Source organism: Sphingopyxis sp. (assembly GCF_965279725.1).
GTDB lineage: Bacteria > Pseudomonadota > Alphaproteobacteria > Sphingomonadales > Sphingomonadaceae > Sphingopyxis.
Window position 1 is genome coordinate 1,394,434 of the sequence record NZ_CBDIIL010000003.1, and the last position, 18,533, is coordinate 1,412,966.

The 18,533-nt window shown below is 63.7% G+C and carries 15 protein-coding genes and 1 pseudogene; 13 read left to right on the forward strand and 3 right to left on the reverse strand.

Features of this window, described 5'->3' with window-relative positions; translation table 11 throughout:
- Positions 1 to 34 precede the first annotated feature (34 nt).
- From ACQY6T_RS15700 to ACQY6T_RS15720, 5 genes and pseudogenes are all read left to right on the forward strand, one after another.
- Positions 35 to 481 (forward strand): hypothetical protein, encoded by a 447-nt coding sequence (locus ACQY6T_RS15700; RefSeq protein WP_428632704.1) that lies wholly within the window; start codon positions 35 to 37, stop codon positions 479 to 481.
- A complete protein-coding gene (locus tag ACQY6T_RS15705; RefSeq protein ID WP_428632280.1) occupies positions 465 to 1,172 on the forward strand; it encodes an ABC transporter ATP-binding protein in 708 nt (235 codons plus the stop codon). Before ACQY6T_RS15700 ends, ACQY6T_RS15705 begins: the two co-directional genes overlap by 17 nt.
- Positions 1,169 to 2,419: an ABC transporter permease gene (locus ACQY6T_RS15710; RefSeq protein ID WP_428632283.1), complete on the forward strand. Its 1,251-nt coding sequence runs from the start codon at positions 1,169 to 1,171 to the stop codon at positions 2,417 to 2,419. The genes ACQY6T_RS15705 and ACQY6T_RS15710 overlap by 4 nt, the downstream gene beginning before the upstream one ends.
- Before the next feature lie 83 nt (positions 2,420 to 2,502).
- A pseudogene (locus tag ACQY6T_RS15715) lies at positions 2,503 to 3,017 on the forward strand (IS5 family transposase); the annotation flags it as partial.
- Positions 3,018 to 3,367: 350 nt separating this feature from the next.
- Positions 3,368 to 4,570 (forward strand): glycoside hydrolase family 6 protein, encoded by a 1,203-nt coding sequence (locus ACQY6T_RS15720; protein ID WP_428632285.1) that lies wholly within the window; start codon positions 3,368 to 3,370, stop codon positions 4,568 to 4,570.
- A gap of 26 nt (positions 4,571 to 4,596) precedes the next feature.
- On the opposite strand, the gene ACQY6T_RS15725 is transcribed toward ACQY6T_RS15720, so the two are convergent.
- Positions 4,597 to 5,622 carry a LacI family DNA-binding transcriptional regulator gene (locus ACQY6T_RS15725; RefSeq protein ID WP_428632683.1) on the reverse strand — a complete coding sequence of 342 codons (1,026 nt, stop codon included), beginning with the start codon at positions 5,620 to 5,622 and terminating at the stop codon, positions 4,597 to 4,599.
- Between the two features lie 152 nt (positions 5,623 to 5,774).
- Here ACQY6T_RS15725 and ACQY6T_RS15730 point away from each other — a divergent pair, with 152 nt between their 5' ends.
- The 8 genes from ACQY6T_RS15730 to ACQY6T_RS15765 all read left to right on the forward strand — a co-directional run bounded on the left by ACQY6T_RS15730 (position 5,775) and on the right by ACQY6T_RS15765 (position 16,560).
- Complete coding sequence (locus ACQY6T_RS15730; protein WP_428632286.1) at positions 5,775 to 8,285, forward strand: glycoside hydrolase family 3 N-terminal domain-containing protein; 2,511 nt, start codon at positions 5,775 to 5,777, stop codon at positions 8,283 to 8,285.
- A 23-nt stretch (positions 8,286 to 8,308) separates the two neighbouring features.
- Positions 8,309 to 10,939: a TonB-dependent receptor gene (locus ACQY6T_RS15735; RefSeq protein WP_428632288.1), complete on the forward strand. Its 2,631-nt coding sequence runs from the start codon at positions 8,309 to 8,311 to the stop codon at positions 10,937 to 10,939.
- Positions 10,940 to 11,049: 110 nt separating this feature from the next.
- A complete protein-coding gene (locus ACQY6T_RS15740; RefSeq protein WP_428632289.1) occupies positions 11,050 to 12,261 on the forward strand; it encodes an MFS transporter in 1,212 nt (403 codons plus the stop codon).
- Between the two features lie 117 nt (positions 12,262 to 12,378).
- A complete protein-coding gene (locus ACQY6T_RS15745; RefSeq protein ID WP_428632292.1) occupies positions 12,379 to 13,674 on the forward strand; it encodes a sugar MFS transporter in 1,296 nt (431 codons plus the stop codon).
- Positions 13,675 to 13,737: 63 nt separating this feature from the next.
- Positions 13,738 to 14,706, forward strand: coding sequence for a glucokinase (locus ACQY6T_RS15750; RefSeq protein ID WP_428632293.1), 969 nt, complete (start codon positions 13,738 to 13,740; stop codon positions 14,704 to 14,706).
- Positions 14,707 to 15,102: 396 nt separating this feature from the next.
- A complete protein-coding gene (locus ACQY6T_RS15755) occupies positions 15,103 to 15,705 on the forward strand; it encodes a hypothetical protein (RefSeq protein ID WP_428632294.1) in 603 nt (200 codons plus the stop codon).
- Positions 15,692 to 16,240: an RNA polymerase sigma factor gene (locus ACQY6T_RS15760; protein WP_428632296.1), complete on the forward strand. Its 549-nt coding sequence runs from the start codon at positions 15,692 to 15,694 to the stop codon at positions 16,238 to 16,240. The genes ACQY6T_RS15755 and ACQY6T_RS15760 overlap by 14 nt, the downstream gene beginning before the upstream one ends.
- On the forward strand, positions 16,237 to 16,560 hold the full coding sequence (locus tag ACQY6T_RS15765) for a hypothetical protein (protein ID WP_428632298.1): 324 nt from the start codon (positions 16,237 to 16,239) through the stop codon (positions 16,558 to 16,560). The genes ACQY6T_RS15760 and ACQY6T_RS15765 overlap by 4 nt, the downstream gene beginning before the upstream one ends.
- On the opposite strand, the gene ACQY6T_RS15770 is transcribed toward ACQY6T_RS15765, so the two are convergent.
- Complete coding sequence (locus tag ACQY6T_RS15770) at positions 16,557 to 17,276, reverse strand: hypothetical protein (RefSeq protein WP_428632300.1); 720 nt, start codon at positions 17,274 to 17,276, stop codon at positions 16,557 to 16,559. The two genes, ACQY6T_RS15765 and ACQY6T_RS15770, sit on opposite strands and share 4 nt — an antisense overlap.
- Positions 17,277 to 17,278: 2 nt before the next feature.
- Positions 17,279 to 18,490, reverse strand: a complete 1,212-nt coding sequence (locus ACQY6T_RS15775) for a toxic anion resistance protein (RefSeq protein ID WP_428632302.1) — start codon at positions 18,488 to 18,490, stop codon at positions 17,279 to 17,281.
- Positions 18,491 to 18,533: the final 43 nt, after the last annotated feature.

An 18,533-nucleotide genomic window follows, 5' to 3' on the forward strand; every position in this document is an offset into this window, starting at 1 on the left:
CCCGACACGATTTTTTCGCGCGACGGTTCGGCAGGTGCGGCAGGCGGCGGTCGAGAACCAGAATGTGGTGAGCAATCTGGTCATCGCCGATGTTCCGAACCTCGACGGCAAGCTGCTGCCAGGCATGACCGCCAATGTCGACATCATCGCCGGCTCCAAACCCAAAGTCGTGCGCATCCCGTCGAGCGCGCTGCGGTTTCGTCCGCGAACCGCCGACCTTCCAGACGAAGCCCGCGTGGGCGAGGACAAGCCTGCCGAGAAGAAGGGCAAGGCCGCTCCCATGGTGTTCGTCGCGACCGACGATCCTTACCGTCCGGCGATGCGCAAGGTCGCGATCGGCGTCGAGGGCGATGAATTCACGGAGATCGTCAGCGGACTGAAACCGGGCGAGAAGATTCTCGTTCGCAGCAAGTCGCTGAAACCGAAGAAGGATGAAGACGCCGGCGAGGATGAGGACGGCGGCGATGATTCCACTTCTTGAGACGTACGCCCTGATCAAGGACTATGTCATCGGCGGTGAAGTGGTCCACGCAGTCAACGGCGTCTCGCTGGCGATAAAGCGCGGCGAATTTGTTGCGATCATGGGAGCGAGCGGCAGCGGCAAATCGACCTTCATGAATATGATCGGCTGCCTCGACACGCCGACCTCTGGTACGCTGCTGCTCGACGGTATCGACACCAAGAGTCTCTCGAGCGACGAGCTTGCTGAAATCCGCAACCGCAAAATCGGCTTCGTCTTTCAGCAGTTCAACCTGCTGCCTCGCACCAGTGCGCTCGACAATGTCGCGGTGCCATTGATCTATGCGGGACTCGACCGAACCGAACGTCAGCGGCGTGCGAAGGCCAAGCTCGAGGCCATGGGGCTCGGCGACCGGCTGCAGAATAGTCCCGCCAAGCTGTCCGGCGGGCAGCAGCAGCGCGTCGCGATTGCGCGCGCGCTGGTTACCGAACCGCTTATGCTGCTGGCGGACGAGCCGACCGGGGCGCTCGACACCCAGACGTCGAACGACATCATGGGCATTTTCCAGGCGCTCAATGAAGAGGGCATCACCATCGTGCTGGTGACGCACGAACCCGATATCGCCGACTATGCCGAACGGCGCATCCTGTTTCGCGACGGCAAGGTGATCGAGGACGAACCGGTGACCAATCGGCGGAGATCGGCGTCATGATCCAGCGGCTGTGGCGAAGCCTCGCCGGCTGGGGCATCAATGTCGCGATCGCGCTGACCGCGCTTCGCGTCAATTTGATGCGCTCTATCCTGACGACGCTCGGCGTCATGATCGGGGTCTTCTCGGTCATCCTGGCGGTCGCGATCGGCGCGGGCGCGCAAGTCTCGGTGACGGAATCGATTGGCGCGCTCGGCGCCAACATGGCGATCGTAGTGCCCGAGCCCGACAGCGACGGCCCGCGGCGGACGACCGACCGCGGCCGTCTGACCGAACGCGATATTAAGGCGATCGCCAAACAGGTGCCCGGCATCATCGCCACTGCGCCGCAATTGCGCACGCGGGTCCAACTGGTGGCCGGCGGCCGCAATGCGACGACTGAGGTGATCGGGGTGACCCCCGATTATGCCATCGTCAGCAACGTCAATACCGACGAGGGCCGCTTTCTCGAGCAAGGCGACGTGAACGCTTCTTTGCGCGTTGCGGTGATCGGCCAGACGGTCGCGACCAAATTGTTTGGGACCTATGACCCTGTCGGAGAAACAGTGCGGATCAACCGCGTCCCGTTCAAGGTCATCGGCCTGCTCGAAAGCAAGGGCAGCAGCTTCGGCAATGACAACGACGATCTGGTTCTCGTTCCCTTGGGAACGCTGCGCCAGCGCCTGCTCGACACGCCGGCGCAAGGGCCCGACGATATCCATGTCGCCTTCATCGGGTTCGACGACGAGCCTTCGCTGGTCGCCGGGCAAAAGCAGATCAAAAAACTGATGCGTGAGCGTTATCGCGTCGCCAACGGCAAGATCAATCCGTTCACCGTACGCACGACCACCGAAATTGCCGAGGTGACCGGGCAAGCGACGCAGATTTTCCAGGCGCTGCTCGTCGCCATCGCGTCGATCTCGTTACTCGTGGGCGGAATCGGGATCATGAACATCATGCTGGTCAGCGTGACCGAGCGTACCCGCGAAATCGGTTTGCGAATGGCATTGGGCGCCAAGCGCGCCGACATCCGTAACCAGTTCCTAGTCGAAGCGGCAGTGCTCTGCATCATCGGCGGTGGGATTGGCCTCGCGCTGGCCAAGGTCGCGGCGCTGGCCTTTGTCGCCTATGCCGATTTTCCCGCGCCGATCGGTATCGGGGTCGCGATCGGTGCGATTCTGTTTTCCGCGGTCATCGGGCTCGCCTTTGGTGGCTGGCCCGCCATCCGCGCCTCGCGGCTTTCGCCGATTGAGGCACTGCGTAGCGAGTAAGAACCAAGAACAGCGTCTTAGGGTCAGGACTCATTGATTTGGTGTGGCGATTATGATTCAGGCGACCACGAAGGAGCCTGAATTTGAGCGCTTTATTCTGGTTGACGGACGAGCAGATGGCGCGTCTTCAGCCCTATTTTCCGAAGAGCCATGGCCGCAAGCGGGTTGACGACCGGCGGGTTTTGAGCGGCATTATCTTCGTCAACCGCAATGGGCTGCGGTGGCGAGACGCGCCGAGGGAATATGGCCCGGCAAAGACTCTCTACAATCGCTGGAAGCGTTGGTGCGACAAAGGCATCTTCATCGGCATGATGGAAGGCTTGGCCACACCGCAAGCGCCGGAGCGCAAGACGATCATGATCGACGCGACCTATCTCAAAGCCCACCGCACCGCGTCGAGCCTGCGGGTAAAAAAAAAGGGGGTCCGAGACGCCTGATCGGCCGCACGAAGGGCGGCATGAATACCAAGCTGCACGCCGTGACCGATGCGAATGGCCGTCCCATCAGCTTCTTCATGACCGCCGGGCAGGTCAGCGATTACACTGGCGCGGCCGCATTGCTCGACAGCCTGCCCAAGGCGCAACGGATGCTGGCCGACCATGTATTGTCAACTAATGGCCCCGGATTTCCTCCCTCATTTCCTCCCACATCTGTGATACACGCGCCAAAAAATTTGACTGCCAAACCGACTTGGACCGCCGCGTCGGCTGCAAAATGATTCGTGCGCCTCTCGTGAACTGGAGGGTTTGCTTCGCGCCCGATGCCGGCCGTTGCGACATCGTCGGACAAGCACCTCAAAGCGGTCATGCTGTTGGTATGATCTGACCCGAAATATGTTCGCTTGGAAGGGGAAAATCCGTGCTTGTCCCGCGGCGTGGTTTCGGGCGACAATCAAATTGTCGTCGTCCCATTGGTCGATTGACGTACAGGTTCTTCTGGGGAGGACTCATGAAAGGCTTTGCTCTCGGGCTCGCTATTTCGTTCGCAGCCCTAAGCGCCGCGGCTTCGGGTCAGATAACTCGCAGCCAGGGTATTTTTGTCGACCCGAATAGCACGACGGCGCAGGCCGCAGCGCGGTTGGGGGGGCAGGCAGCGCGCGACGCCCTTTTATTGTCGCGCATCCCGTCGGCGTCTTGGTTCACCGGTGGCACACCGGAAATGGTTGAAGCCAAAGTCCGCGACATTGTGGACCGAGCAACGGCCGCAGGGCAAATTCCGGTCCTTGTCGCTTACAACATACCGTTCCGGGACTGCGCGCTCTATTCGGCGGGCGGTGCGCGCGATGGCGCGGCCTATCTGGCATGGATGAAGGGTTTCGCAGCCGGCATCGGAGAGCGGAAGGCGATCGTCATTCTCGAACCCGATGGCCTTGGCATCATACCCTGGCACCAGACGCTCGACGGGAAAGTTGAGCATTGCCAGCCCGCAGGGCAGGGCGGTGGCGCGTCCGATGCCAGATATGAGCAATTGCGGGGCGCGGTATCGATTCTCGCTTCCTTGTCCAATGTGCGCCTGTATCTGGACGGAACCGGCAGTAGCTGGCTTGCGCCTGGTGAAGCCGCAACTCGGCTGATCAAGGCCGACGTTGCACGCGCGAGGGGCTTTTTTCTCAACGTGTCGAATTTTGAAAGCGACGCGCGCGTCGTTCCTTATGCGCGCTGGGTCAGCGACTGCATCGCCCTTGTCACGCGCGGCGGCCTCGACCCGCGCGCTTGTCCCAGCCAATATGGGCCTGCGGATTTCAAGGATCATGAGACCTGGGGCGCGACCGACGCAGCCTATGACAGCTTGTTCGAACAAGCAGGGCTGCGGCGCGATCCGGTATCGCAGAAGCATGCTGTGATCGATACCAGCCGCAACGGCAAAGGGTCGTGGGAACCGCCGGTTGGCAAATATTCGGATGCCGAAGTCTGGTGTAACCCGCCCGGTCGAGGATTGGGACGGCAACCCACGTTGGCGAGCGGCACGCCCCATGTCGATGCGTTCCTGTGGATCAAGATACCCGGTGAGTCGGATGGCGAATGCCACCGCGGGCGCGGTGGTCCGGCGGATCCTGAGCGCGGCCTGACGGCGCCGCCAGCGGGGTCCTGGTTTGCGGAACAGGCGCGCGAATTGATCGAATTTGCAAACCCGCCAATTTCGGAAGATTGACCGTGGTAGCGCTGCTGCGCCCGCGATTAGTCCGGCGGTGGCGGAGCGCTCGATGCGCGAATGAGCAATTCGTGCAGATGGTCGCGTCGGCGTGGCGTCTCTGAATCCGTCTCGCCGTCCAGCGCGGCAATCAAACGGTTTGCTGCGTCCCACGCCATTTCCCGCACTGGCTGATGGACGGTCGTGAGCGGCGGCCAAGCAGTACGCGACACTTCCGAATTGTCGAAACCGGCAACCGACAATTGCTGGGGAACCGAAAGGCCAAGGTCGCGCGCCGCAGCGATCGCCGCGACCGCCATGTCGTCGTTCTGGGCAAGGATCGCAGTGGGGCGGAGGGGGCGGTCCAAGAGCTCCAGCGCGACCCGGTAACCGACGTCGTAGGTGAAGTCGCCCGTGCCAACGAGCGAGTCGTCGATAGGAACCCCGACTTCTTTAAATGCTTGCCGATAGCCCTCCATGCGGCCCCGGCTTGCTGCATGAGACGGATCGCCAAGGATGACCCCGACGCGCCGGTGCCCCAGCGACAGGATATGCGCGGCAACGGTATGGCCGGCAGCGACCTCGTCCATCGCGACGACCAAGCCGCGGTCGAGATCGCTGTGCGGCGTAATGCGGGCGTAGGGGAGTTTTTGGCGTTCGATCATGTCAAGCAGTACGGGCTGGTCGCAGGCGGGCGGCGCCAGCAATACCCCGTCGAGCCCGGCGCGCAGGAGCAGCTTGCCAAGTTCTTCGGGCCGGCTGGCGACATGGTTGAACGGAAGGACGACGAGGCGGTAGCGCTCGTTTTCCAGCCGACCCAGCGCTCCGTTCTGCAGCTCGACGACATAGCTCGGGCTGGGACGTTCGTAAGTGAGCCCGATCAGATACGAACGACGCGCGATAAGGCTCTGCGCCGCGAGATTGGGGTGATAGTCGAGCGCGGCCGCGGCCTCCTTGACCTTACGGCGCACCGCTTCGCTGACATGGGGGGCATCGTTGAGGGCGCGCGACACGGTCTTGGGTGTGACCCCGGCGACGCGCGCAATATCAACAATCGTTGATCGTTTCGAAATTTCCCTCTCCGATCAACCAGGTAGCTTGCCTTGCGGCGTTGCTGCCGCGTCCCGCATTTTCTCTTTTAGCGCCTCTATTGACTTCTGTCGAGAATCGACGGTAAACGTTGACCGACAAAACGGTAAACGTTGACATATCTGGGGAGAGGGAATTGAGTCTGTCACGCGCAGCTGTCTTGGCGCTGGGGGCGACGTCGCTCGTCGCGCTCCTTGTTCCCAATTTTATTGAACGCGCCGCTGCCCAAACGGCTGGCTTGGCAAAGGACGCGCCGGTGACGCCGGAAAACTGGCCCGCGCGTGCAGCGACGGTTGCTGCGGATCCGGCCGTAGAGCGCCAAGTTGATGCGCTGCTGGCCGCGATGTCGATCGAACAGAAGGTCGGCCAAATCATCCAGGCCGACATCGCCAGCGTGACGCCCGACGACGTCTATCGCTATCATCTCGGCTCGGTGCTCAACGGCGGCAATTCGGATCCGGGCGGACGCTATAATGCACCGGCAAAAGACTGGCTGACCGCAGCCGATGCCTTTTACGCCGCGTCGATGAAACGCCATGGCAACTTGCCCCGGATCCCGGTGATCTGGGGAAGCGACGCGGTTCACGGACACAACAATGTCGTCGGTGCGACGCTGTTTCCCCACAATATTGGACTGGGCGCGGCGCGGAATCCTGACCTCATCCGCCGGATCGGCGCCGCAACCGCGATCGAGATGCGCGTCACCGGGCTCGACTGGACCTTTGCCCCGACGCTGGCGGTGGTGCGTGACGATCGCTGGGGCCGCACCTATGAAGGATTTGGCGAGTCCCCCGAAATCGCAACCAGCTATGCCGCGCCGCTGATCGAAGGCTTGCAGGGCAAGATCGGCGAAAAGGACTGGCTGCGTGGGCCGCACATCATTGCCACCGCGAAGCATTTCCTGGGCGACGGCGGCACCAGCGGCGGCAAGGATCAGGGTGACGCGGTGATGCCCGAAGCGCAATTGCGCGACCTGTTCAGCCCGCCCTATCTTCCCGCGCTCGACGCGGGTGTCCAGTCGGTGATGGTCAGCTTTTCGAGCTGGAACGGCGTCAAGATGCACGGCAATCCATCGCTGATGACCGGCGTGATGAAGGATCGCTGGAATTTCGACGGCTTCCTTGTCGGCGACTGGAACGGCCACGGCCAGGTCGCGGGCTGCACTGCCACCGATTGCCCCCAATCGGTGATCGCCGGGCTCGACATGTATATGGCGCCGGACAGCTGGAAAGACCTGTACCGCACGACGCTCTCCCACGCGCGCGGTGGAACGCTGCCGCTGGCGCGGCTCGACGATGCGGTGCGCCGCATCCTGCGCGTCAAGGTGCGTGCTGGATTGTTCGAGGCGGGCAAGCCGTCGTCGCGGCCCTATGGCGGCCGGTTCGAATTGCTCGGGAGCAAGGAGCATCGGGCATTGGCGCGCGAGGCGGTGCGTGAATCGCTCGTGCTCCTTAAAAACGCTGGCGGATTGCTGCCGCTCAAGGCGGGTGGTCAGATATTGGTGGCGGGCGACGGTGCCGATAATCTGACCAAGCAAACCGGCGGCTGGACTTTGAGCTGGCAGGGTACCGGCACCAAGCGCAGCGATTTTCCCAATGCCCAGTCGATCTGGGAAGGAATTGACGAGGCGGTGAAGGCCGCCGGTGGCACCGCGACGTTGTCGACCGATGGCAGCTATTCGGCCAAACCCGACGTCGCGATCGTCGTGTTTGGCGAGGATCCCTATGCCGAATTCCAAGGCGACCGTCCCGACGTCGGCTATGACGACGCCAAAAACCTCGCCTTGCTGCGGTCGCTCAAGGCGGCGGGCGTGCCGACGGTCGCGGTTTTCCTGTCCGGACGCGCCATGTGGGTCAATCCTTTCCTCAATGCGTCGGACGCATTCGTCGCGGCCTGGCTGCCGGGATCGGAAGGCGGCGGCGTGGCGGACATCTTGTTCGGCAAGGCCGATTTTCGCGGCAAGCTGCCCTACAGCTGGCCCCGGTCGAGCGACCAGACCGCGGTCAACGTCGGCGACGCCAACTATGATCCGCTGTTTGCTTATGGCTTCGGCCTGACCTTTGCCGACAAGGGCGATCTCGCGCCGCTGTCCGAAGCACGCGCGCGTGCTGCGATAGCCGATCCCGGCACGCTGTTCGCGGCGGGCAAGCCGGGCAGCGGCCGCCGCCTGTTGCTGGGGGCTCCGGACGCACTTTCGACCAATCCCGGCCCGCAATTGATCGAGGCGCGCCCCGCCGACCGCACAGCGCAGGAGGATTCGGTCCGTCTCCGCTGGACGGGGGCAGGGCATGCGGTGGCGACGATTGCCCAGGACACGCCCGCCGACCTGACCCGCCAGACCAACGGTGACCTCGCGCTGGAGCTTGAGTTGAAGGTCAACGCGGCCCCGTCTGCCGACGTCAGCCTGTTGATGGGATGCGGCGCGAACTGTGCGGGGGGAATCCCGGTGCGCAGCCTGCTCACCGAAGCGGCAAAGGCGGACAAATGGACACGCATTACGGTCCCGCTGCGCTGCTTTGAAAAGGCGGGCGTCGACATGGCCCGCGTCGAGACGCCGCTGACCCTCGCGACTGCCGGCAGTCTCGACATCACTTTGTCCTCGGCGCGGATCGTCTCGCCGTCGGGACCACAACTTGCATGCAAATAAGAAGACAAATTAGGGAGGATGTTATGAACAAGGGAATTTTTGGGCGCTCGGCGCTTCTGGTACTGCTTTCCACCGTCGCCACCATTCCGGCTTATGCGCAGGAGCCGGTGGCCACCGAAACGGCCGCCGAGGATCGCGACGATGTCATCGTCGTCACGGCAAACCGCCGCGAGGAAAATCTGCAGGATGTTTCGGGCGTCGTGCAGACGCTGGGCGCCGATCAGTTGCGCCGCGATGGCATTAGCGATTTGCGCAATTTGCAGGTCGCGATACCGGGTCTCAGCATCGCCAATCAGGAAGGCAATGTCGAAATTTTCATCCGCGGCGTCGGTTCGGCCAATAGCACCGAGCTGGGCGATCCTGGCGCGGCACCCCACCTCAACGGCACCTATATCCCGCGCCCGCGCGGGCTCGGACTGATGTTCTATGACCTGGAACGCGTCGAAGTGAACAAGGGGCCGCAGGGCACGCTCTATGGCCGCAACGCGGTGGCGGGGACGCTGAACATCATCACCGCGAAACCGCGGCTCGGCGAATTTGGCGGTTATGCGCAGGCCGAGTTCGGCAATCGCTCGTCCTATGGCGCCGAAGGGGCGATCAATATTCCGATCGGCGACAGCTTCGCGCTGCGCGCCGCGGGTTATTACATCAACCGCGACGCCGGTTACAAAAATGTCTCGACCGGCGCTCTCGCCAGCGGTTTGAAACCTGCAGGGCTCGAAGAGAATTACGCCGGCCGTCTGTCGCTGCTGTGGGAACCGAGCGACCAGCTCAGCATCTCGATCGTCGGCGACTATGGCAAGGAAACCGGCACCGGCTATCCGGGCGCCAACATCTTCAGCGCGGTTCAGGCGACCGGCCTCCGCCCCGACAAGCTCAACCTCAAAAATGTCGTCTATCGCGGCCTGCAGGGCGAAATGGAAAACGAGCTGTGGGGCGTTCAGGGCAAGATCAACTATGATTTCGGCAGCTTCGGTGCCGAGCTGACCGGCAGCTATCGCTCGGTCGACTTTTATCAGGTGAACGCGTCGAGCGAAGGCATCGACTATCCGGGCCGCGATCTGTCGGCGGTTCTGTACGACAATTATTCGGGCAATTTCTGGCAGACCAAGTCCAAAAGCCAGGTCTATGAGGCGCGCCTGTTTGCCAATGAGGACCAGCGTTTCCGTTGGAATCTCGGCGGTTTCTACTTCAATGAAGACCAGGCTGTCGGCTATCTCGCGCTCGCTGATCGGGGCTATTGCTGCTATTCCGGCACCGAATTTACGATGCCCGACGTCCAGGGCGAAAGCTACGCACTATACGCCGACGGTACCTTCGATGTCACCGACCGGCTGCGGTTCCTCGGCGGCATTCGCTACACCGACGAGAAAAAGTCGCGCTATGGCATTGGCGGCAACTGGGCGCTGACGCTGGGCGGCGAAGATTTCGCCTGCTGCTTTGCCACCCGCCTCGGCACCGAAGGCTTCAAGCCCAATTTGCTCGACCGCCCCAACTTCGACGTCACCGGTATCAATACGCCGCAGGGCCTGGCGCAATTCCTGATCGAAGGCATCAAGACCCCGGGGCTCCGCGACACGCTGATCCAGCAGATCGGCGCGATCGCCAACGGCACCAACCCGAACGGCACCTGCATCGACCGGCCCGACATCGACAATGGTTTCGTCAACTGCCCGGCGCTCAACCCGTCAAACACGAATGGCGGTTTCAGCTATGCCAACCTCACCATCCCGGGTCAGCAGGTCGGGAATTCAAAGTTCAACTTTGTCGACTGGCGCGCAGGCATCGAATTCGACGTCAGCGACGACAATATGCTTTATGCCAAGGTTTCGACGGGCCACAAGTCGGGCGGCTTCAACGACAGCTTCAACGGTTCGACGATCCCCGAAACCTTCAGCCCCGAAAAGCTGCTCGTCTATGAAATCGGCAGCCGCAACAGCTTCGATGCCTTTGGGCGGCGGGCGGTCCTGAACCTCACCGGCTTCTACTACGACTATTCTAACCAGGTGTTCCAGGATCTGACCTGTATCAACCTCGACAGCACGCAAACTCCGCCGGTCTGCAACGGCTATTCGCTGGTGAACCGCAACATCGGTGCGTCGCGCATCTATGGCGCCGAGGCCGAGCTGCGCCTGAGCCTGCCGGGGAATTTCGGGCTCGACATCAACGCTGCTTATCTGGACACAAAGATCACGCGCGGCACTGTCGCCGATGCGCGCGCGCAGGACTTTGGCGCCGGCGGCAATTCGCCGCTGATCAGCCTGGTCGGCAACCGTTTGCCGCTGTCGTCGAAGATGAACGTCAGCGCGCGGCTGTCACAATGGTTCGACGTGGGACCGGGTCGTCTCGATTGGCAGGCGCTGCTCAACTACCGCTCGTCCTACTACCTCAGCCAGTTCAACGAGGACGACATCGTGTTCCTCAGCGGCGCGCGCCAGACGTCACTGGCGGCGGGTTTCCCCGACCGGCAAAAGGGCTATACGACGCTCAATCTGGGGATTGGCTATACGATCGACAATTTCCGTCTCGAAGCGTGGGCGAGCAACTTCCTCGACGAAGAAGTTTCGCAAAAGGCGCTGGTCGGTTCGTCGCTGAACATCCGCTTCCTGAACGACGCGCGCAGCTATGGTCTGCGGGCGCGGGTGACCTTCTAAAAAAGGGGCAGCCGCCCGGGCCACGACGCGGTCTGGGCGGCTGTATTATACCGGTTGGTAACGCTATGCAGTCTGTAGGTTGGCGATGGGCGGCATGCCCAGGCGGAGGCTTGAAAGCATTGGCGATGGACAATGGGTCCGGAGGAGCGGCGCGGCAGCCGCTTGGCTTCCTGCTTCTCTATGCGCTCGCCTATGCAGGCGGCGTTACGGCTTACACCCCCTTTCTCATGCTCGTCCTCCCGGCGCGGATCACCGAACTCGCCGGCGCCGACGATATTGTCTGGCTGGGCTATATCGTGTTCGCGGGCGCGGTCGCGGCCAGTGTTTCGGGTGTCCTGTCGGGATGGCTGAGCGACCGCACCAACAGCCGCCGTCTGTGGGTCGCCGTTGGCATGGTCGCGACGATCCTGCTCCAGCTCGCCATGACTCAGTGCGACAGCATCGGCGCCATGCTCTGGTTGGTCGTGGCGTGGCAGCTTGCGCTCAACCTGATGCTCGTGCCGCTCATCGCCTGGGCTGGCGATTTCGTCCCCGATACGCAAAAGGGTCTTCTCGGCGGTCTTCTCTCGATTGCGCCCGCGGTCGGCGCATGGTCGGGCATCCTGTTTGCGGCCGGGGGGGGACTCAGCGCGTTCGAGGGCAAAGCTGCCGTCATTGCGGCGATGACCGCTGCGTTGGTGCTGCCGTTGCTGCTTTTTGGCTATCCGCGGCGCTTGACAGCGCCGCCGGGCGTATCACCGGCGAGCCAAACCACGTCACCGCAGCTCAAATCGGCCGCGGCTCGCATGTGGGTTGCCCGTCTTTTGATGCAGATTTCCGGTGCGGCGCTCGCCAGCTACCTCTATTTCTGGCTCCGCGCGCTCGATCCCGCGATGGGGGACGGCGACAAGACCCTATTGTTCGCTGGCAGCCTGTCGGCGTCGATCGCCGTTTCGCTGTTCCTCGGCCGCTGGTCGGACAGACATGGCCATCCTTTTGCGGTCTTGTCCTTGGTTTCGGCGCTCGCGGCTTTGGCGCTTGCCGCGATGGCGCTTGCCGATGATCCGGCGATGGCGAAGCTTGCCTATGTGCTGTTCGGAATCGCCGGCGCGACCTTTCTCGCGCTGCACGCCAGCCAGACGCTCCGCATCCTGCGCGACCCCGCGCAGCGCGGGCTGGGTATCGGACTGTTCAATCTGACCAACACCGCGCCGTCGCTCGTCATGCCGTGGATCGCCATCTCGGTGGTTCCGGGTTTCGGGTTCGGCAGGTTGTTCCTCGTGCTTGCGCTGCTCGCGCTGTGCGCCGCCGCGCTACTGGCGACGATGCCGCGCGATGTTTGATGCACCAGTGACCTTGCGTCGGCGAGCAACCGTGCCGCACGGTCCAACCGGCAGGCAGGCGAGACTTTGTTCGGATTATCGGGCAGCATGCCCACGCCGTTTTAGGGAGACATAGACATGGCAATTGTGCCGCAGGATAGCGCGATGGATGCGGGCAGGGGCACCGAACCCGGCGGCCATGTCGATGCCCCCGAACTGCGCCTGTTCGTAATGGGCCTCTTTTTCATCATGGGTGGCATCACGTCGCTGAATGATGTGCTGATCCCCAAACTCAAGGAGCTGTTCACGCTCAACTACACCCAGGCGATGCTGGTGCAGTTCTGCTTCTTCACCGCCTATCTGCTGATCGGTATCCCGGGCGCCAAGCTGGTCAAAAAAATCGGCTATATGCGCGGCGCGGTTGCCGGGTTAGTCACGATGATGGTCGGCTGCCTGCTCTTCATCCCGGCATCGCAGACCGCGACCTATGCGCTGTTTCTCATTGCTCTGTTCGTCCTCGCCAGCGGGGTGGTGATCGTGCAAGTCGTCGCCAACCCGCTGATCTCGCTGCTGGGCAAGCCCCAGACCGCGCATAGCCGCCTGACCTTTGCGCAGGCGTTTAACTCGCTCGGTACCACCATCTTCCCGCTCGTCGGCGCGGGGCTGATCCTCGGCTCGCTCAAGGATGTCTCGGCCAAGGATCTGTCGGGGACGGCACTGGACGCTTATCGCGTTGCCGAGAGCCAGGCGATCGTCCACGGCTATCTCGGGATCGCGATGGCGCTCGCGGTTGTTGCCGTCGCGGTGTGGATGTTTCGGGGCCGACTCAAGGACGAGAAGCATGAAGCCAGCAGCGGCTTTGCCGGCCTCGATCTTCTGAAGCGTCCGCGTTTCAGCTTCGGCGCGCTCTGCATCTTCCTTTATGTCGGCGCCGAGGTGTCGATCGGCTCGCTGGTCATCAACTATCTCGCGCTCGAACGCGTGCTGGGCCAGCCCGAGTCGGTGGTCGGCTGGATGATTGCGCTCTATTGGGGCGGCGCGATGCTTGGGCGCTTCATCGGCTCGGGTGTCATGTATCTGGGCGTCAGTCCCGGCAAATTGCTCGCGGCGGTGGCGGTCGGCGCCATCACGCTGATCCTCATCTCCGCAAATAGCAGCGGCACCGTCGCGGCCTATTCGCTGCTCGCGATCGGACTGACCAACGCGATCATGTTCCCGACGATCTTCAGCCTGGCGTCCGAAAAGCTTGGCCCCCGCGCGGCGGACGGGTCGGGTATCATCAACATAGCGATCTTCGGCGGCGCCGTCGTCCCGCTCGCGACCGGCGCGCTCGCCGACCTGACGGGCAGCCTTGCGCTGGCTTTGGTGCTGCCCGCCCTTTGCTATGCGGTGATCGCATGCTTCGGCTATTATGCCCGGCGCCCGGCGGTATAGCGCGGCGGTGCCTTGCAATTGAGATGGGCGTCCGGGGCTGACCCAACGCCGAAGAGGAGCGCTATGAGCGAGACCGTAGTCGCAGTCGATATTGGCGGCACCCATGCGCGCTTTGCGATGGCCGAGGTGGCGGGTGGGCGTGTTAGGTCGCTGGGCGACGCAACGACGCTTCATACCGCCCATCATGCGAGCTTCCAGTCGGCGTGGGAAGCGTTCGCGCGCCGCGAGGGCGGCGTGCCGCGCAGCGTCGCGATCGCGGTGGCGGGACCGGTCCGCGGCGAAGTCATTCGCTTTACCAATAACCCCTGGCTCATCCGCCCGGCGTTGATCGGCGAAAAGCTGAATGTCGACCGTCATGTGTTGGTCAATGACTTCGAGGCGGTCGGCCATGCCGTCGCGCAGGCGGACGAAAGCGATTTCGAGCGACTGAGCGGTCCCGACGAGCCGCTGCCAGCGGCCGGTACGATCAGCATCATTGGTCCCGGCACCGGACTGGGGGTCGCGCATATCTGGCGCGACGGCAGCGATTATCGGGTGCAGGCGACCGAAGGCGGCCATATCGACTTTGCGCCGCTCGACAGCATCGAGGACGCAATCCTGGCGCGGTTGCGCGAACGCCACCGCCGCGTGTCGATCGAACGGATCGTGTCCGGTCCGGGTATCGTCGACATCTATGAGACGCTGGCGGCGCTCGAAGGGCGCCCGGTCGCGTCGCTCGACGACCGGACGATCTGGACCAACGCCATGAGCGGTGAGGACAGCCTCGCCGCCGCCGCGGCTGACCGCTTCTGCCTGTCGCTCGGCAGCGTCGCCGGCGATCTGGCGCTGGCGCAAGGCGCGAGCGGGGTGGTCATCGCGGGCGGGCTGGGGCTGCGCATCCGCGACAGCCTCGTCCGCTCGGGCTTTCCCGAACGCTTCGTCGCGAAAGGTCGGTTCGAAAATTTGATGGCCGCGCTGCCCGTGAAGCTGATCACCCATCCGCAACCGGGACTGTTCGGTGCCGCAGCTGCGTTCGCACGGCAGTATTGCTGACGAGAAATGCACCCGGGCTCATTTTAGAATTCTTGAAAGCTGCCTGATTGTTTGTGCTGGTGGCGCCACCTCATGACCGGCGGGCGCTTGCCGCGTGTGTTGCGTCTGCTTTTGGCTTCTTTCTCCTTGAAGCTATCCGTCCGTAACCGGCCAGATCTAGTGACGGGCGCAGCGTCGATCGCCAGCCGCGCCGTTCAACGGCATGGCAAAAAATCTTGCCGCTTTGCATCCATCGGCCGCCGCGGCGCCGTCTATCCTATGACCGGATGCTGTGCCGGTCCGGGCGGCGGCTTCGCGCGGCGGTTGATATGTGCTCCCCGGTGCAGTCATCCCCGCCTTGCCGGGAGTCGCCGCCTGTGGTTTCACCGTGCCGATGCGGCATGAAGGAGAGAGACGATGAATTTTCTGATTGCCGCTGCGGCGGCTGCCACCGCAGCGCCGCCGGTCGCTGCCGCTGCACCCGCCGTTGCCGCGGCGCCGGTAACGTTGCCGCCGCAAGTGATCGATGCGGCCGAGGTCGCCTCTTATATCGATCCGCGCGATATCGCGGCGCTTTTGCCGGCCCCGCCGCCGACCACCGAACTGGTCGCGATCAGCGGCGATTTCTTCAACTTGCTCGAAAACATCACGATGGTGGCGCTGTTCGTCGTCGGCTTTTTTCTGCTCGCCCGGTTGCTCCATGCGTGGATGCTCCACCGGTCGATTCGCCGCGCGCTTGAGGCGAAGTCGGACGCGGTCAGCCCGCTGATCGACAAGCTCAACAAGCCCTATGAACATCTGAGCGGGCAGAGCCCCGATGCGCCGTGCGACGACCGCAACGCGCTCGTGCTGCTGGCGATCGGTCTTGCAATGGCGGGCTTCGGGCTGATCCAGGGGCATGAAGAGCTGATCCGCATTTCGGCGGGTGCCGCGCTGTTCCCCGTCTTTGTCGGTATCGCGTTGCTGGTCCGCCGCCGCCTCGCGCGCGCGGCCGCCGCCGAGGAGCGTGCCGCTGCGTGATGATGGCCGCGTCGATGAAGATTGGGCTCTCAACCAGCGCGTTGCCGGGGGTGATCGGGCGGCTTTCCAGCTCCTCGTGCTCCGGCACGAGCGGCGATTGCGCGCGTTCCTGGCGCGCGCCGCGGGGTGCGATGCCGACGATCTGGCGCAGGAAACGTTCGTCCGCGCGTGGCAGCGCGCCGACGACTATCGGGGGCAGGGGAGCTATGCCGCGTGGATCATGGGGATCGGTTGGCGCCTGTTCCTCGACCAGCGGCGCACCGCGCGGCGGCGCGCCGAGCTGGCGGCGGGCGATGACGAAGCCCCAACGGCGATTGACCCGCGCGGCGCCAGCGATGCCGCGATCGACGCCGACCGCGTGCTGGCCGGGCTGTCGCCGCCCGAACGCGCCGCGCTCACCCTGTGCTTCGGCCACGGCTGGTCGCATGGCGACGCGGCCGAGATCATGGGGGTGCCGCTCGGGACGCTCAAATCCCTGGTCTTGCGCGGGCGCGCCAAGGCGCAGAAACTGATCGGCGAAGGAGCGGACGCATGACGGCCCCGAACAACGCAGACATCGATGCGATGCTGACCACGATATTGGCGCCGCCGACGCGCGCCGGCGACCGCGGCTTCACCGTCCAGGTCGAACGCGCGATCGATGCGCAGGCCGCTTACGCCCGCGCCCGGGCGCGCTTCTGGCGCAGTTTCGGGTTCGAGGCGCTCGCGGTCGGCGCGTTGCTCGCGGCGCTGTGGCTGCTGTCGTCGGCGCCGCTGCTGGCGCCGCTCGCTGGCGCCGCGCATTGGGGGCTAGCGCCGCCGCTGCTGCTCATCTTGCTGCTGTGGTTCGGGACGCAGCGCTGGCGGAGCGCCTAGCTGACCGGCGAGTCGTCGCCGTCGATGCCCTGATATTTGAGCTGGAGATAACGCTCGCGCGTCGCCAGCTTGTCGAGTTCGCCCGCCGCCAGGCTGCGCGCGGCATTGCCGATCTCGCTTTCGAGCATCTTCAGGCCGCCGACCAGCGTCTCGTCGGGGGTGCGCCCCGCATGCGCTTCGGTGCGCAGGCCCGCGGGTATGCGCTGATAGCCCGCCACCAGTTCGGGCAAATCCTCGCCGACCAGCTTGCGGATGTTCGCGGCGGCCGGGCTGGTCGCGTCGAGCGTCTGAAGCTGCGGCGCCAGCAGATCGAGCTGCACCCCGATGCCGTCGACCAGCGTGCGCGCCGGGGCGGGCAGCGCCGGACGCTGCGCCTCGAGCCAGATTTCGGTGCGCCCCGCCAGATGCTTGAGATCGGCCTTGGGCAGGTCCGCCTGGCGCGGTTCGGGGAAGGGCGAGCGGCCGAACAGCACCGCGACCCCGATCAGCAGCACCGTCAGCGCAAGCAGGCCGATGAAGCCGAGCGGCTGGATCAACAGGCCGAACACCGCGGCGCCGAGCAGCACAACGCCGGCCGCGACCAGCATCCTGCCCAGCTTCTTGTACAGATGCTGGCGGCGCAGCGCGACGCTCTTCGTTCCGATCGGGCGGCGGCGCTCGCGCGACCGCTCGATCGCGGCATTGCCGAGCGCGCTGACCTTGTCGACCTCGCTCATCGTCATCCTTCGAGCGACGCGAGCGGGCTGTCGGGGCCGCCGACGCTCGCCTGCGCTTGGCTCGCGCCCTCGGCGCGCGCGATATAGCCCTTGGACTTCGCCACCTCGCCCTCCAGCGACTGGACCGTCGTTTTCATCGAATCGAGCGCCTTCAGCTTGAAGGTGTCGATCGCGTCCATCGTGTCATAGATATTCTGGAACGCGCGGCTCAGCGTCTCCATCGGGATCGTGCTCGACGCCGCCTGCTCATGGATGCGCGCGGTGTTGTCTTTCAGCATCTTTGACGTGCCGTCGATGATGTTGGCGGTCGTACTGTTCAGCGCGGTGATCTGTTCGAGCACCAGTTTCTGGTTGGTCATCGCCTGTGCGACGGTGATCGCGGTTTTCAGCGCGCCGACGGTGGTCGTGCTGGCGCGATCAACCCCCTTCACCAGCTCGACATTGTTCTTTTTGACGAGGTCGAGCGCGAGATACCCCTGCACCGTCACCGCCATTTGGGTCAGCAGATCCTGCGTCCGCTGGCGCGCATAGAACAGCGCGTTTTCGCGCAGCACCTTGGCCTTGGCCGGATCGCTGCCGTCGAGTTCGATCGCTTTTGCTTCCAGCTTTTCGTCGAGCGTCTGGGCGATATGGACCATCTGCTCCAGCTTGCCCATCGCCTCCCACAGCTTGCGGCGTTCGACGTCGATGGCGGCATTGTCCATCAACAGCTCGTCCTTGCCGTTCGACAGCGCGGTGAGCACCCCCGAAATATGCGTCTGGGCCGAGCGGTATTGAGCGAAATAATTGGTGACGCTGCTGCCGAAAATCTTGTCCAGAAAGCCGCGCTTCGACAGCAATTTGCCGTTCGCCGACGGGTCGAGCCGTTCGACGGTGTTGCGCAGTTCAATGAGGTTCATGCCGATGTCGCTATCGCGGTCCATCGCCTTGATCGGCCGGTCGAGAAAGCGGTTCGACTGGTTCGCCGCCTCCAGCATTTCCTTGCGGCCCATGTTGGTGATCTGGTCGACCTTTTGCCCGAACGCAGGCGAATTGACGTCCTGCGCCACCAGATCGTCGACAAAACCGTCGACGCGCTCCTCCAGCTTCGATTTCTGCTCGCCCGACAGCGGGACAAGACCCGCCGCCTTTTCGGGCGACACCACCGGCACGGGATCGGGCGGGGTCAGCTTCAGTTCGTCGGTTGCCGTCGCCGTTGCGGTCACGTCGCTCATTCGTCTTCCTTCCAGCCACCCAAGTCAGCCAAGGGGCGCCTGC